Source organism: Methylobacter sp. BlB1 (assembly GCF_015476545.1).
Classification (GTDB): domain Bacteria; phylum Pseudomonadota; class Gammaproteobacteria; order Methylococcales; family Methylomonadaceae; genus Methylobacter.
The window spans coordinates 1-16,317 of the sequence record NZ_JADMKV010000005.1; the positions used below are offsets into that span (position 1 = coordinate 1).

10 protein-coding genes are annotated in these 16,317 nt (G+C 56.7%); 3 read left to right on the forward strand and 7 right to left on the reverse strand.

From position 1 onward, the window contains the following. Positions 1 to 1,376: serine/threonine-protein kinase (locus tag IT781_RS03345; RefSeq protein ID WP_194968725.1), on the forward strand; the 1,376-nt coding region annotated here is incomplete at its 5' end. Between the two features lie 85 nt (positions 1,377 to 1,461). Here IT781_RS03345 and IT781_RS03350 read toward each other — a convergent pair. The 7 genes from IT781_RS03350 to IT781_RS03380 form a co-directional block, all read right to left on the reverse strand. Then, positions 1,462 to 4,560, reverse strand: coding sequence for a multidrug efflux RND transporter permease subunit (locus tag IT781_RS03350; protein WP_194968821.1), 3,099 nt, complete (start codon positions 4,558 to 4,560; stop codon positions 1,462 to 1,464). A gap of 2 nt (positions 4,561 to 4,562) precedes the next feature. Then, entirely contained in the window at positions 4,563 to 7,655 is a 3,093-nt protein-coding gene (locus IT781_RS03355) for an MdtB/MuxB family multidrug efflux RND transporter permease subunit (protein ID WP_194968726.1), read from the reverse strand. After that, positions 7,652 to 8,821 (reverse strand): MdtA/MuxA family multidrug efflux RND transporter periplasmic adaptor subunit, encoded by a 1,170-nt coding sequence (locus IT781_RS03360; protein WP_194968727.1) that lies wholly within the window; start codon positions 8,819 to 8,821, stop codon positions 7,652 to 7,654. The genes IT781_RS03355 and IT781_RS03360 overlap by 4 nt, the downstream gene beginning before the upstream one ends. Before the next feature lie 186 nt (positions 8,822 to 9,007). Then, complete coding sequence (locus IT781_RS03365; RefSeq protein ID WP_194968728.1) at positions 9,008 to 9,193, reverse strand: hypothetical protein; 186 nt, start codon at positions 9,191 to 9,193, stop codon at positions 9,008 to 9,010. Positions 9,194 to 9,256: 63 nt separating this feature from the next. Then, the gene (locus tag IT781_RS03370) at positions 9,257 to 9,961 is read right to left on the reverse strand and encodes a VPLPA-CTERM sorting domain-containing protein (protein WP_194968729.1); all 705 of its coding nucleotides are present in this window, start codon (positions 9,959 to 9,961) and stop codon (positions 9,257 to 9,259) included. 163 nt (positions 9,962 to 10,124) lie between these two features. Further along, a complete protein-coding gene (locus IT781_RS03375; protein ID WP_194968730.1) occupies positions 10,125 to 12,335 on the reverse strand; it encodes a pentapeptide repeat-containing protein in 2,211 nt (736 codons plus the stop codon). Positions 12,336 to 12,467: 132 nt separating this feature from the next. Further along, positions 12,468 to 13,790: a sorbosone dehydrogenase family protein gene (locus tag IT781_RS03380; protein WP_194968731.1), complete on the reverse strand. Its 1,323-nt coding sequence runs from the start codon at positions 13,788 to 13,790 to the stop codon at positions 12,468 to 12,470. An 877-nt stretch (positions 13,791 to 14,667) separates the two neighbouring features. On the opposite strand from IT781_RS03380, the gene IT781_RS03385 reads away from it, so the two are divergent. Both IT781_RS03385 and IT781_RS03390 read left to right on the forward strand, forming a co-directional pair. Next, a complete protein-coding gene (locus IT781_RS03385; protein ID WP_228778884.1) occupies positions 14,668 to 15,318 on the forward strand; it encodes a fimbrial protein in 651 nt (216 codons plus the stop codon). A gap of 119 nt (positions 15,319 to 15,437) precedes the next feature. Next, positions 15,438 to 16,199 (forward strand): fimbria/pilus periplasmic chaperone, encoded by a 762-nt coding sequence (locus IT781_RS03390; protein ID WP_228778885.1) that lies wholly within the window; start codon positions 15,438 to 15,440, stop codon positions 16,197 to 16,199. Positions 16,200 to 16,317 lie beyond the last annotated feature (118 nt).

The window sequence follows — 16,317 nt, forward strand, 5'->3', positions numbered from 1 at the left end:
CGATACTGAACAAGCGCTTCGTGCTCAAGGAAGTGCTCGGCAGCGGCGGCATGGGCACAGTGTTCAGGGCAACCGATTTGCGCCGTTTGAAAGCGCAGGATCAGCAACCGGATGTCGCCTTGAAAGTATTGAACATAGAATTCCGGGATGATCCGGGACTGTTCATTGCACTTCAGCGAAAAATGAAGAAATCCCAGATGCTGGCGCATCCCAACATCGTCAGTGTCTATGATTTCGACCGCGACGGCCGCAATATTTTCATGGTCATGGAAATGCTGGAAGGCAAGTCGCTTTCTCATTACATACAGAAAATCGCCCGGCGGGGCGGCATTCCCTTCGACAAGGCCTGGCCTATTATCGAAAGAATGGCATTGGCACTGGGCTATGCGCACAAAAAAAATATCGTTCATTCGGACTTTAAACCGGGCAATATCTTTATTACTGACGGCGGCGAAGTCAAGGTGCTGGATTTCGGCATCGCCAGCGCGGCCGTTAAACCGGAACACCAGAGTTATGATGGAACCGTTTTCAATCGTCGCAATCTGGAGGCGCTGACGCCGACTTATGCCGGCCTGAAAATGTTTGAAAACTGCATTCCCGATCCGCGCGACGATATTTATGCGCTGGCCTGCGTGAGTTATGAATTATTGGCAGGCAGGCATCCGTTCAACAAACTGTCCGCCCAGAAGGCGCTGGAAACCAATCTGCAGCCGCCATTCATTCCGGGCTTGAAACGCCGGCAATGGAACGCCTTGACGCATGCTCTGGCGTTGAGGAGCGAGCAGAGAACAGCTTCCATTGCGCAATTCCTTGATGAAATACGGCCTAAATCGGCCCGGTCGGGTGGGGCTGTCAAAGCTTTAACGCCGCATGCCCTGATTCTGAAAAGGAAGCAGATAAGAGGTTCTGTCAGGCAATTCCTTGATGCGATAAAGTCCAGGCTGCCCAGGCCGAACATCCTCGGCACAGTGACGGTTATGGTTTCGATCGCGGCGGTGGGCGGTTACGTCTATATTTATCCAAGCATGAACGCGGCGCCGCCAGCAGTGATTGAACTGACTCCGGAACAGCAACTGCAGATTAAGGATCTGCTCGAACTGGCGCAAATCCATTTTGATGTCGGCTATATAACCGAGCCCCAAGACAGTAATGCCTTATGGACTTATCGTCAGGTGTTGGCTATTGACCCTGATAACCAGGAGGCCTTGCAAGGGGTGGAGAAGATTGCCGACCTGATTGAAAAGCAGGCAAATGAGTTGCTTGCCCAGCAGAAGCTCGATGAAAGCCTGGAAAAAATTGAAGAAGGACTGAAAGCACAACCTGAAAAGGATCGTTTGCTGTCATTGAAAGAGCAGATATTGAGAATGAGACGATAGGGCTCGCGCTTCGGATGCATGGCTTCATGGCAGATGAATTCCAGAGCGGATTTGCTCTGGCAAGCTACCAGCAACGCGTCCCATCTCAAAACCGGGCTTCGGCCGCATTACGGCCAAAACGGCGTCGGCACCACAGCTGGAAGCGGTCCAGGTAAAGATACACCACTGGCGTCGTATAAAGGGTCAGCATTTGGCTGACGATCAGCCCGCCGACGATGGAAATGCCCAGCGGCTGGCGTAGCTCAGCACCATAACCTGTTCCGAAAGCCAGCGGCAGGGCGCCCAGCAGTGCCGCCATGGTCGTCATCATGATCGGCCGAAAACGCATGAGGCAGGCGGTAAAAATGGCGTCGTGCGGGTTCAGGCCTTCGTTGCGTTCGGCATCGAGCGCGAAGTCGATCATCATGATGGCATTCTTCTTCACCAGGCCGATCAGCAGGATCACGCCGATCAAGGCGATGATGCTGAATTCGGTTTTAAAAGCGAGCAGGGCGAGGAGCGCGCCGACGCCGGCCGAAGGCAGCGTCGACAGGATGGTCAACGGATGGATGTAGCTCTCGTACAGTACGCCCAACACGATATAGATCGTGGCCAGCGCGGCCAGGATCAGCCAGGGCTGGTTGCGCAGGGACTGCGCGAAGGCCTTGGCCGTGCCCTGGAAACTGCCGTGTATCGAATCGGGTACGCCCAGTTGAACCATCGTCTCCTCGATGGCCTGAGTGGCCGTCGACAACGAGGAACCCGCCTTGAGATTGAACGACAGCGTGGACGCGGCGAACTGGCCCTGATGGTTGACGGTCAGCGGCGCATTGGTCAGGCCGTAGCTGGCAAAGGCCGATAGGGGCACTTGCTTGCCCTCCGGCAATTCCGGGCTGGGCGGGACGCTCACATACAAATTTTTCAGCGTGTCAGGATGCTGCCAATATTCAGGCGCCACTTCCATCACGACATGATACTGGTTGAGGGGGGTATAAATGACCGACACCTGGCGCTGGCCGAAGGCGTTATTCAGCGTCGAATCGATAAGGGCCTGGCTGACGCCCAGGCGCGAGGCCGCGTCGCGGTCCACAATCAGGGATACCTGCTGGCCTCTTTCCTGCTGATCGGTGTTGACGTCCGCCAGTTCGGGGCGTTGCGACAGCGCTTTCAGAATCTGCGGCGTCCAGGTGCGAAGGTCATCGAGATTTTCGGCCTGCAGCGTGTATTCGAACATGGCCGCCACGCCGCGCGCGCCGACGCGCAGGTCCTGTACCGGCTGCAGGAACAGGCTGGCTCCTGGTTCCCTGGCGAGCCGGGTACGCAGGCGCTGCATGATCTGGTCGGATGTCAGCTGGCGTTCCTCTAGCGGCTTAAGGGTCGCGAACATGAACCCGGTGTTGCCGCCGCGGGTAAAGCCGACCACGTTTTCAACGCCAGGAGCCTCACGCACGATCTCTGCAAAATCGATCAGTTTCTGTTTCAGGGCGGTCGATGAAATGCTTTCATCGGCCCGGAGTGCGCCGGCCAGTCGGCCGGAATCCTGCACTGGAAAGAAACCCTTGGGCACGATAGCGTAGAGATAGATATTCAAAATGATCGTTCCCAGCAACAGCGCCATCATCAGCGGTCCGTGATCCAGCGCCCAACGCAGCGTCCGCTCATAGCCGGCGATCAGACGGTCGAACTGACGCTCGCTCCAGTGATAAAGCCGTCCGTGCCGCCGCTCCTCGGCGCGGGCGAGCCAGCGGGAGCAGAGCATCGGGGCCGTGGTCAGCGAGGCTACCAGCGAAATCATGACCGCCGCCGAGAGCGTGGCCGCGAACTCACGGAACAGGCGGCCGACGATGCCGCCCATCAGCAGGATCGGAATGAACACGGCAATCAGCGACAGGCTCATGGACAAGACCGTGAAGCCGACTTCGCCAGCGCCTTTTATGGCGGCCTGAAACGGCGGCAGGCCTTTTTCGATGTGACGCGTGGTGTTTTCCAGCACTACGATGGCGTCATCGACCACAAAGCCGGTCGCGATAGTCAGTGCCATCAAGGACAAATTATTCAAGCTGAAGCCGGCCAGATACATCACGCCGAAAGTGCCGATCAGCGACAGCGGCACGGTGATGGACGGAATCAAAGCCGAGCGCAGGTTGCGCAGGAACAGGAATACGACCAGAACCACCAGCCCGATGGCGATCCAGAGCGTTTTTTCCACTTCATATAGCGAAGCGCGGATGGTGCTGGACCTGTCCATAGGCACCGACAGGTCTATGGATTGCGGTATGGAGGCCTTAAGCTGGGGCAGCACTGCCCTGACTCTGTCCACCGTTTCGATGATGTTGGCTTCGGGCTGCTTGCGCAGGATCAGTATTACCGACGGCTTGCCATTGCTGATGCCGGCATTGCGCAGATCCTCCACGGAATCGACAGCCTGGCCGAGATCGGCGATGCGCACGGGGGCGCCGTTGCGATAGGTAACGATGAGCGGCAGGTAATCGTCCGCCGTGCTGACCTGGTCATTGGCATAGACCTGCCAGTGCCGGCTGTCCTCCGCGACAGAGCCCTTGGGCCTGTTGGCATTGGTCGAGTCGATCGCCGAGCGGACATCTTCAAAGCCGATCCCGTACTTTGTCAACGCGCCAGGATTGAGTTCTACCCGGACCGCCGGCAGCGAACTGCCGCCGACATCCACCTGACCGATGCCCGGAATCTGCGAGATTTTCTGCGCCAGAATCGTCGAGGCCGCATCGTAGAGTTGGCCGCGGGTCTGGGTGGCCGAGGTCAGGGCTATGATCATGATGGGCGCGTCGGCCGGGTTGACCTTGCGATAACTGGGGCGGGTCGGCAGGTTCGTGGGCAAGAGGCTGCTGGCCGCATTGATCGCGGCCTGAACGTCGCGCGCGGCGCCGTTGATGTCGCGGTCAAGATCGAATTGCAGGCTGATGCTCGTGGAGCCTGTTGAGCTCGCTGAAGTCATTTCGTTGATGCCCGCGATCCGGCCGAGCGTGCGCTCAAGCGGTGTGGCTACCGTGGCGGCCATGGTTTCGGGGCTGGCGCCGGGCAGTCGGGCCGACACGGAAATGGCCGGGAAGTCGACTTGCGGCAGCGGCGAAACCGGCAGTTGCAGGAAGGCGACCAGGCCGGCCAGTGCTAGTCCCAGCGTCAGCAGCGTGGTCGCTACGGGGCGGGCGATGAAATGCGTGGACAGCATCGTCACAGCCGGGCCTCACTGCTTTGCAGGCGCGACAGCCGCCGGCTCAGCCTGTCGAAAGCCAAATAAATGACCGGCGTCGTGAACAGCGTCAATAACTGGCTCAGGATCAGTCCGCCGACCATGGTGATGCCCAAAGGATGGCGCAGCTCCGATCCGACGCCCGTGCCCAGCATCAACGGCAGAGCGCTCAGCAGCGCCGCCATGGTCGTCATCATGATCGGCCGAAAGCGCAGCAGGGACGCCTGAAAGATCGCTTCGCGCGCGGGCTTGCCCTCCTTGCGTTCGGCTTCCAGTGCAAAGTCGATCATCATGATCGCGTTTTTCTTGACGATGCCGATCAGCAGAATGATGCCGATAATGCCGATAATGCCCAGATCATTGCCCGACAGCATCAGCGCCAGCAGGGCGCCGACGCCGGCCGAAGGCAGCGTCGACAGGATCGTGACCGGATGGATATAGCTCTCGTACAGCACGCCCAGCACGATATAGACGGTCACGATCGCGGCCAGGATCAGCCACAGCGTGTTCGTGAGCGAGGCGGTAAAGGCGCGCGTGGCGCCCTGGTAGCTGGTTTGTATGCTTAGAGGCAGGCCGATTTCCTGCTTGGCGGCCTCGACGCTTTCGATCGCTTCGCCGAGAGCCGCGCCCGGCGCCAGATTGAATGAAACCGTCGAAGCCGGGAACTGGCCCAGATGATTGATGACGAGCGGGACTGACTGCTCTGATACGCTGGCAACGGCCGGAAGCGGCACCTGCGTGCCGTTCGCTGAACCGATGCGCAGGTCTTTCAGGGACGCCGGACTCTTTTGATACTCCGGCTTGACTTCCAGTACGACACGGTACTGGTTCGACTGTGTGAAGCTGGTCGATATCAGCCGCTGGCCGAAAGCGTTATATAAAGCGTCATCGATATCCTGAGTGGTGACGCCGAGGCGGCTGGCGCTGTCGCGGTCTATCGATACGAAAGCCTGAAGCCCGCGGTCCTGAATATCGCTGGTTACATCGGCCAGGTAGGGTTTGTGCGAAAGCTGTTCGACGAGCCGGTGCGTCCAGTGGCTCAGTTCATCGGGATTGACCGCTTCCAGCGTGAACTGGTACTGCGTGCGGCTGACGCGGTTCTCAATGGTCAGATCCTGCACCGGCTGCAGGTACAGCGTGATGCCGGGCACCCCGGCAAGCTTCGGCTGCAGCCGCCGGATGACCTCCGAGGCAGTAATGCCGCGTTCGGCCAATGGCTTCAGCGTGATGAAAAAACGCCCGCTGTTGAGCGTGGGATTGGTGCCGTCCACGCCGATAAATGAAGACAGATTTTCGACAGCCGGATCGGCCAGCACTGCCTTGGCCAGTGCCTGCTGGCGCTGCGCCATGGCTTCGAAGGATATGGTCTGCGGCGCTTCGGAGATGCCCTGGATGACGCCGGTGTCCTGAATCGGGAAGAAGCCCTTGGGCACGATCACATACAAGAACACGGTCAGCGCCAATGTTGCAACAGCGACCAGCAGCGTAATGCCCTGATGATCCAGCACCCGGTTCAGCATTCTCCCGTAGCCGCCGGTGAGTTTGTCAAAAAAGCGGCCGCTGGCATGGTGGAAGCGGCCAGAGTGTTTTTCCGAAACCGGACGCAGGATCTTCGCGCACATCATCGGCGTCAGCGTCAGCGAGATAATGCCGGAGATCAGAATCGCCACGGCCAGCGTGATCGCGAATTCGCTAAACAGACGCCCGACCACGTCTTGCATGAACAGCAGCGGGATCAGCACGGCGACCATGGAAAGCGTCAGAGAGATAATCGTGAAGCCGATCTGTTCCGAACCTTTGAGCGCAGCCTGCAGGGGCTTCTCGCCCTGTTCGATGTAGCGCGCGATATTCTCGACGACCACGATGGCATCGTCCACGACGAAGCCGGCCGCGATGGTCAGCGCCATCAGCGTCAGATTGTTGATGCTGAAATCGGCTAGATACATCACGGCAAATGTGCCGATCAGGGACAATGGCACAGCGACGCCAGGAATAGTCGTTGCGGAGGCATTGCGCAGAAACAGGTAGATCACCAGCACCACCAGTGCTACAGCCAGCAAAAGCTCATGCTCCACATCCTGCACGGAGGCGCGGATGGTTGTCGTGCGGTCACTCAACGGCACGATTGCCAGTGCGCTGGGCATGGCTGCCTGCAACTGGGGCAGCAGTGTCTTGATGCGGTCCACCACTTCGATGACGTTGGTGCCGGGCTGGCGCTGGATATTGACGATCACGGCCGCCGTCTCATTGGCCCAGGCCGCCAGCCGCACGTTTTCGGCCGCGTCGCTGACTTCGGCGACATCGGATACGCGCACGGGCCTGTCGTCACGGTAAGCGATGATAATCGGCCTGTACTCGGCCGCCGAGCGGAGCTGGTCATTGGCATCGATGATGGCCGCGCGCGCCGGGCCGTCGAACATGCCCTTGGGCTGATTGACATTGGCGCGGGCAATGGCCGTGCGCAGGTCTTCCAGGCTCAGGTTGTAGGCTGCGAGCGCCATCGGATTGGCCTGGATGCGCACGGCCGGGCGCTGGCCGCCGCTGATGCTGACCAGGCCGACGCCCGGCAGTTGCGACAGTTTCTGTGCCAGGCGCGTGTCCACGAGATCCTCGACCTTGGTCAAGGGCAGCGTCTTCGAACTGACCGCCAGCGTCATGATCGGCGCGTCCGCCGGGTTGACCTTGCTGTAAACGGGCGGCATGGGCAGGTCGGTCGGCAGAAAGCTGGTAGCCGCGTTAATGGCCGCCTGCACTTCCTGTTCGGCAATGTCGATGTCCAGCTCCAGATCGAACTGGAGCGTGACGACCGACGCGCCGCCCGAGCTGGAGGATGACATCTGATTGAGCCCCGGCATCTGGCCGAACTGGCGTTCCAGCGGCGCCGTGACCGATGAGGTCATGACGTCCGGGCTGGCGCCCGGATAGAGCGTGACGACCTGAATGGTCGGATAGTCGACCTGGGGCAGGGCGGAGATCGGCAGCGCGCGGTAGCCGATGATCCCGACCAGCAGCAGGGCCACCATCAGCAGCGATGTGGCGACCGGGCGCAGGATGAAGGTGCGGGACGGGTTCATGACGCTGGCCGTGCGGGTTCCCGGTTGACGAGATCCACCCTGGCGCCTTCGCGCAGCTTGTCGATGCCGTCGACCACGACCTGTTCGCCGGGTTTAAGCCCTTCGAGCACGGCGACCTTTTCGGCTTCGGCGGGGCCCAGTTTCAGCGGGCGCACGCTGACGGTCTTGTCCTCCTTCACGACATAGGCGAAGGCGCCGGGCGTTCCACGCTGAATGGCGGCAGCCGGTATGATCGTGGCGTCGCGCAATGTATCCACAGTCATCCTGACGTTGACGAACTGGTTCGGAAACAGGGCGTGGTCTTTATTATCGAACTGTGCCTTGAACCTGATGGTGCCTGTCGCGATGTCGATCTGATTGTCCACGGCCACGAGCTTGCCCAGAGATAGGCGGGTATTGCCTGAGCGGTCGTATGCCTCGATAGGCAATGTTTCGCCGGCGCGCAGCCGTTTCATGACGGCCGGCAGATCGGCTTCAGGCAACGTGAATACGACCGTGATGGGCTGAATCTGCGTCAGCACGACCAGTCCATTGGTATCGGACGTTTTCACGATATTGCCCTTATCGACCAGCCGCAGACCCAGGCGCCCCGTGAACGGGGCCGTGATGCGCGTGTAGGTCAACTGCAGTTTGGCGTCAGCGATCAGCCCACGGTCGGTTTCCACAGTGCCCCGGTACTGTCTGACCAAGGCTTCCTGCGTGGCTGTCTGCTGCGCAGCGATGGAATCCTGCTCGAGCAGCGTTTGGTAGCGCTCCAGATCGAGCTGTGCATTTTTTAGCAGCGCTTCATCGCGGAGCAGCTGGCCTTCAGCCTGCATGAGCTGAGCCTGGAACGGGCGCGGGTCGATTTCCGCCAGCAGATCGCCTTCGCGCACTACCTGGCCTTCCTGAAAAGCGACACGGATCAGTTCGCCGTCGACACGCGATCGGATCGTCGCCGTATTGAGCGCCGTCACCGTGCCCAGCCCGTTCAGATAAATCGGGAAATCGCCCTGTCTGGCCGGCTCGGCTACAACAGCAACGGTGGAAAAGTCGGGCTTGCCCGGTTTTTCGGCATTTTGTTGTTGCGGCTGGTCGTTACGGGGCTTGATGAGATAGGCAGCCGTTATGATCGAAAGGAGGACAGCCAGCCCGATTAGAAGCAGCTTCAAGTTACGCGATTTCATTTAATGGAGCGCTTCCTTCAATAAAGCGGAGAATAAAAATCTCAATATTAATGTTCAATGGTTGAGATGCAATAGCTAAGGTTTTTTATCGGGAAAGCCATAAAGGCTTAATGACTATCAATTTAAATCGTAAGACCACGAAATCCATGAAGAAAATTGTAATACTTCAAACCGGATCTGACGATTTTAAATATTGAGCCGGGCCGGGCATTTGCCATACATCCGTATTTTTAAACCTTTAAAAATACGGCGGTCAACTCTAGTGCCTCGTTTGGCGCTGAGGCCTGCCAATTCGGGCTGATGCTTGAACGCCCAAGCCAGATAGGCCGGTGAGATAGTTGCCTTGAGCGCGAGTGATGCGCGTTTACGCATCCGGCCCAACCCAGAGCGTGAAAAACAGCGCTCTGCAGGTGTGGGCCGGGCAGGGGCGATGAATTAGACAGATACCCGATCAGACCGGCGTTTTCCTATAAAGCCCAGGCCGGCCAAAGCCGAGCCGAACAGCCATGCTGCGGCAGGGACAGGGACAGGGCTTACGTCGCTGACACCGACAGTGATTCCTCTCCAGTTCTCGGAGCCGTTCTCAGCCCATGAAATAGAGCTGAAAGTGCCCAGGAATTGGAGGGTGCCGTGTCCTTCGCCTAAATGAGTTGAAGACAGTATATTGCCGTTTCCGCTGTTCAGCGTATCGCAGCCCCAATAGCCGCAGCCGGAACTCAGGACTGTGAACGGCGCATCAAAAGTCCAGCTTGGGCCGTTAAAGCTGACGACGGCCATGATTGGATTGGTTACCGGCGTTGAGAACGTAATTGTGTTCATCGGGGTGCCTTGGCCCAGGCGGAGGATATCGGTGTTCAAAGAATCTGGTGCGTTATCCACTGTTGCACTGGTGTAGGCATTAGGCGACCAGTAATTTGCGCCGCCTGAGATTTGCGCGGAATATAACCCGCCGCTGTAGGCAACATTGACAGTAGACGAGTCCGCCAGCGTAATGATGCCTGAGGCTGATCCGCTGTTGCCGGCGCTTGCCGATACCCAGTCTGTCCAATAAACCGGGGCTGCGGCGGCGGTAGCCGGCGCAAAAGCGCTAATAAGTGCGACAGCGCCGATCATCTTCGGAAATGATAGAGAATGCTTCATTATTTAATTTTTCCTGATTTGAGTAGAGGGCTTAGTGGAGTTTCATATTTTATACCCTTGCCCAAACTGATCAATAAATAACGGATTTTTAAACGTAAATTCTCTAAGCCGACTAATTGAACAGTGCTTTGAAAAGCCCGGCATGAGATTTGCCGGTACTGCGTCATCCGGGCTTGGCCGCATTCTTCTGTTGTTTCACTGTATGCCGTAATTCCAGGCGTAATTGTTCCGGCATCGCAGCCAGGCCCTCGCAAGGTTTTTCAGCGTCTATTGCCCGGATCAAGGCGGTCGCCAGGCCAAAATCGGGATCATTCTCGGTGAAGTCATCCATGCCCCGCCTTGCGATGCCTACGGCAATTGAAGCATCGGAACAAGCCAGTCCGATCAGCTTCGGGTGCAGCACATGGGTTCGATAAGCATTCAGTTGCGCCGGTTTACTGTATTTGCAGTCCAGCAAGGTTGGATTATCGCTGTAGCAATCTTTCCGACTGGCCGCTTTGCCTGGCAACAAACGAGTGCCGGCGCGTTCCATACGGGTCTGGAAGGCGCTGAATTTTTCGGCGTCCAGTAACTGCTTGAAGGCTGTTTCCAACCGGTGCTGTTGCTGCTCATTCCAGTCCGACCATGCGCTGTCGGAAATATAGATGCCGTCGAGATTGGCTTTCGACCAGTCAGCCCCTTGCAGTCGCGCTTCCCGCAATTCTGCGCCCTGTAGTTCCGCCAGGGTTAAATCCGCACCCTGCAGATTCGCAAAGACCATGTTGGCGCCTTGCAGATTCGCCTTGCGCAGGATGGTGCCCTGCAGCTTAGCGCCGCGCAGGTCCGCCCCCTGCAGCTTAGCGCCGCGCAGATCCACGCCCTGCAGGTTTGCGCCGCGCAGATCCACGCTCTGCAGGATCGCCCAACTCAGGTCGGCGCCCTGGAGATCCGCGCCGCGCAGATCTGCGCCCTGCAGATTCGCCTCGATCAATCCCGCGCCTTGCAGCTGCGTTCCCCCCAGGATGGCGCCCTGCAACTGCGTCTTATCCCAGCCGATCACGCCCTGAAGTTTGGCTTTCAGCAGGACTGCACCCTGCAACTGGACATGCCGAATGTCGGCTTTGGGCAGCATTGCCCCATACAAATTGGCAAAGCGCAGATCGCGATTTTGCAGGTTCAGCCCGTCGAATTCCTTGAAGGCCGCATCGCGAATCTGCTTGTTCGGGTCTGTTGCCCGCGTCAGCAGCGACAGGGAAACTTCCTTGGGCACAAGCCGGGCTTCTCTGAGGTCGAGATTGCGCGTAAAAAGGTCTAAATTGAACCATGAGCAAGGGCCCAGCACTACCTGAAGCATCGTGGCATCGGTCTTGGCAGCCTCGGCTAAAGACGTGCAGGAGGCGGTGCCGTATTTATGGGCGGCAACGCTCAGCCATGACTCCGGCATTCTCCGGATCAGCCAGTCTTCGAGATAATAAGGGGTGTCCTCCGATTGGGACTCGTCATTCGGCGGAAAATAATAGGTCTGTACGGTAATGCTGCCGGGAACTACCGCGACAATACTGAGCAGAATGATGAGCGGCACTGAGATCATCAATATCACCATGCCCTTTGGCTCAACGCCGGGCGGCTGCACGGGCCGGGGAGGGATTACCCGGAAGTGCCGGTTCGGCCAGCGCCGCTGGATCGACCGCGCCAGCCGATTCCATCCGAGGATGCCCAAATGCCGGAGCCATGCCGGCCAATAGCCCACGAGATTGAAGGCAAAATTCTGCCACCATTCCCGCGCCCTGTCCTGGGGTGAAGCAATCAGCGGCCATAGGGCGAGCAGCATGCCTGCATCGGTCCAGACCGAGAGGCGCTGAGACCAGGTGATGCCTTCGTCGTGGAACGGCAGAAAGCGGATTTGCGCAGCCAGCAATATGAATAAGGGCAGGGCAATGATAGTAGTGCCAACGACCAGCGACAGCAGCCAGTTGATTAGCCAGACATTGGAGCGTCCGACGATCAGATGGGTGAAAGGGAAGATGAACAGGCGGTCGCGTATTTGCTGCCCGGCATGCGTATCAGGCAGATCGCGGTCCAGGTTCCAGAGTTTATTGGAAAGCAGCTCCAGTTGCATGAGCAGGTTGAAGTGCAGCAGGACCAGCATCCACGGAGCAAAGGCGTAAAAGGTGGTCAGCGGTACTTCCACATCCAGAATCGGCAGTTTGATCGGGCTGATGCGCAGCATGTCTTCATGCGTGGTGCCCCAGACGATGACGCCGAGATAGGCGGCGAATGCTATAAATGCGATATGAAGGGCGGCTACCGATTGCGATGCGGAGTTCGCTGAGTCCAGCAGTTTTTCAATATGCGGAGAGGTTTCCGGGTGAGCTGGCGGTGCAGTATGGGACATGGCGGTGGATGCTGTTGCTGCCGACTGGTGATGTTTCAGTATAAATCAGCTGAATTAATCCTTCATTAGGATTGCGCATTGATTTTCTATACGAGCTAGGGGACATGATCTTGATGGTTTACAGTAGAACGCCTATTTCGTAGCGGGAGTCACCCGCCAAATAGTGTTGCCGACGTCATCGGCGACAAGCAGCGCACCCGATTGGTCAACCGCCACGCCGACCGGGCGGCCCAGAGCATCACCGTCCGCGCTGACAAAGCCGACAAGTACATTCTTTGGTGGCAGGGTAGGCCGCCCGTCAACAAACGGCACAAAAATCACTTTATAGCCGCTCCGCGGTTCGCGGTTCCAGGAGCCGTGCTGACCAATAAATGCCCCTCCTTTAAAGCGTTTCGGCAATAAATCGCCCTCATAGAAGACAAGCCCGAGCGAGGCTGTGTGTGTACCCAAGGCATAATCCGGCACAATGGCTTTAGCCACCAGATCAGGCCGAGGCGGCTTCACCCTTGAATCGACATGCTGACCGTAATAGCTATAAGGCCATCCATAAAATGCGCCATCTTTTACCGAAGTCATATAGTCAGGCACCAGATCACTGCCGATCTCATCGCGTTCATTGACGACTGTCCAGAGCGCGCCGCTCCGCGGTTCCCAATCCATGCCGTTCGGATTGCGCAAGCCCGAGGCAAAGATACGCCACTGGCCTGTTGCCGGGGCAACTTCCCAGATAGCGGCGCGGTTGGCCTCGTTTTCCATGCCGTTCTCGCCGACATTGCTGTTCGAGCCGACCGTGACATACAGTTTTGAACCATCGCGGCTGGCAATTACATTTTTGGTCCAGTGATGGTTGATGGGATCTGCCGGCAAATCGATCACCTTGACGCCGGTACCAGTGATCTGCGTTTCACCCGCACGATAAGGGAAACGCATCAGTTTATCAGTATCGGCGACATAAAAATCATTGCCGACGAGCGTCATGCCAAAAGGTGAGTTCAGTCCTTGCAGGAAGATTGTGCGCGTTTCGACGGTGCCGTCACCATTGGCATCACGCAGCAGCGTGATGCGGTTAGCGCTCGGTGGAGTTGCTCCCGCACGATCCATAAACCACTTCATGAGCCAGCCTTTAATGCCTTTGTCGCCTTCAGGATTGGGCGGGGCACTGGCTTCGGCGACCAGCACATCGTTGTTAGGGAGCACATAGAGCCAGCGCGGATGACTTAAGCCGGTGGCAAAGGCGCTCACCGCAAGCCCAGGGGCAGCCTTAGGCTTGGCATCTGCTGGCCAGCCTTTGGCAGGCGCGATATTGACAGTGGGTATTAGTGTTGGGTTGGGCGGCGGCAACTTCGGATGAGGACCGATGCCGGCCTGTTCGGGTAACGTCGCGACATCACCACAGGCGTTTAAAGTCAGTAAAAGCAGACAAGCGATCAGGTGAAAGAGGGCAGAGCGTTGCATGCAGCATCTCCGATTGGAAGGTAAGGAATAACTGTTGAAGGCACAAACCATAAATTTTGTAAAAGGTCGATCTGTGTGTAACGTCGCGCGTTCTTCAAACTGAACCATAAGCCAGTTCCGGCGCGATAAAAATATTCGCTTTATGCTTTCCCGGCACCGCTGCCAATATTCCTTAATGTCAAGACTTACGCAAGCCTGTGGAGGCGGCTTCGCCTAAAGCGCCTACTGTTGGTAGTCGCGCCACAGATTTTAAAACCGCTTGTCTCGGTAGTCCTGAAGTTTGACTATAACCGAGTCCTCAGACAGCATCTGTACGATATCGCACATAAAATGGCTCTGATGAGGCTAAACCGGTCAGCTCCGGCCAACTATATTATTAGCGCAACGACAATCTTTACGGCTTGAAACATTAGCTTTTGCAGCATGCGCCTGCTCAGGAATGCGCTTCGGAAGACAAGTAGCTATATTGTTAAAAATATAAAACATATTATATCATAGACATATTATTGGAAAAGCAAGTCTCTCAACTGTCTTTCCAGTGATTTGAGTTGCGCGATTCGATCTGCCAATCGACCGCTGTAACCACTGATCACCTAAATTTTCCTCAGTTTTTTGCACCCCTAGTAGTTGATCCGGCCAGCGCAGGGGCGAACCGTTTCAAAGCATTTGACGCTGCCTAATAGCTGAGGTAAGGTGATCATCCGTCCTAAGCAGGGATTCTGAACCTCAAATTCAAGGGCTCAAATAGGGAGATATAGCCAAAACAGATTTAGGAAAATATGCTAAAGTACAGCTTGTGCCTGTTTACTTACAAGCATGGCATAGCGGTGTAAACCTAATTTGACATAAAACTACGACGTGTCTTGTCAGTAGGGTGATGTTGGTTTTTATATTTCTTGTAGTTAACTTGTATTTCAATAGCTTATTATTAGGGATAGAAATGAAAAACAAATTTAAATTGATGATGTCTGGGGTGGGTTTGGTTTCGGCGTTGACACTACCGGGTTTGGCCCAGGCATCGGACGGGACGATTACTTTTAGTGGAACTTTGGTCTCTTCTACCTGTACGGTTGTGCTGAATGGCGGGGCATCCGGGACCGGCACTGTAACTCTGCCCACGGTAGCCACCACTGCGTTGGCCAACACAGGAGATACGGCAGGTGCAACCCATTTTACGCTGGATATAAGCGCCTGTACCGCCGTCACGGGCCTCACGAATAACACGGTCAATGCCTTCTTCGAGTCAGGGGCCGGCGTTGATCCCGCCACAGGTAATTTAATCAATCTGACCAGTGGCGGCGCTGGTAATGTCGTAGTTCAGCTTTTCCCAGAAAATAACCTAGCCACCCAAATCAAGCCGGGCCTGACTGATCAAGCGAAAGCGCCAGATATAAACTTACCTCTCTCTGGCGGCGGTGGTGGTACTGGTAGCGGTATCCTCAATTATGTCGCGCAATACTATGCGCTTGATGCAACAACTGCCGGGGCTTATAGTTCTAATGTAACTTACTCGCTGGTCTATAACTGATCAGGTTTGTAATCCGCTGGTAAGCTCTTTTAGCACAGAGGCTTATTTGATATTCCTATCAGGCGCAGTACTGTAAGGTCTGCGCCCTATCATTTTTTGAAACAGCCCCATACGAATCCATGATGCTGGCACGATTGACGTTTTTTTTTACATTCGCTTTTAACGCCTGGGTGGCATCGCTTGGGCTGGTTTCGCCGGCCACGGCTGGCGTGGTTATCGACGGCACCCGGGTGGTCTATCCCGGACAAAAACGGGAAGTCAGCATCAATGTTCACAATAATGGGGAAACCCCATCGTTGGTGCAGGTCTGGCTCGATGCAGGTAACCCTCAGTCCAAACCCGGTGAGGACAAGGTTCCATTTTTGCTGACGCCGCCGTTGTTCCGCCTCGATCCCACCAAGGGCCAGAGCCTGCGCCTGTTCTATACCCAGGAACCCCTGCCAGTCGACCGGGAGTCACTGTTCTGGTTGAACGTGCTGGATATCCCCCCGCGCGCGCCGGCAGATCCCGATAGGCCTAACAAGCTGGAATTCGCATTCAAACACCGCATCAAGGTATTTTTTCGTCCGGACAACCTGCCCGGTACGGCCGCTGACGCGCCTGCGCAGTTGACCTGGAAGCTGCTGGCTAAGGATGGGCAAACCGCGCTGGAGGTTACCAACCCAACCCCGTATCATGTCTCGTTTGCCCAGGTGACAGCCATCGTAGGAGAGGATGCTCTCAACCTCAAAGCGGATATGGTGGGGCCTTTTGCTAGCCGGACGTTTGGCCTGCCTAAACAGGACGTTGAACCGGCCGGGTTGTTGCGAGTGGATTACAGCTTTATCAATGATTACGGCGGAATTGCAGAAGCGACGTTTAAAGTGCCCACTGCGCGTTGAAGCAGCTATTGACCGATACAGCGATGGACCGCTGGCATAGCACCAAAAATTGAAAAATCGTGAAAATTTATGGTGCGGTTAATCAACGCGATCGTAACTAGATATCCAGGTATCGAAT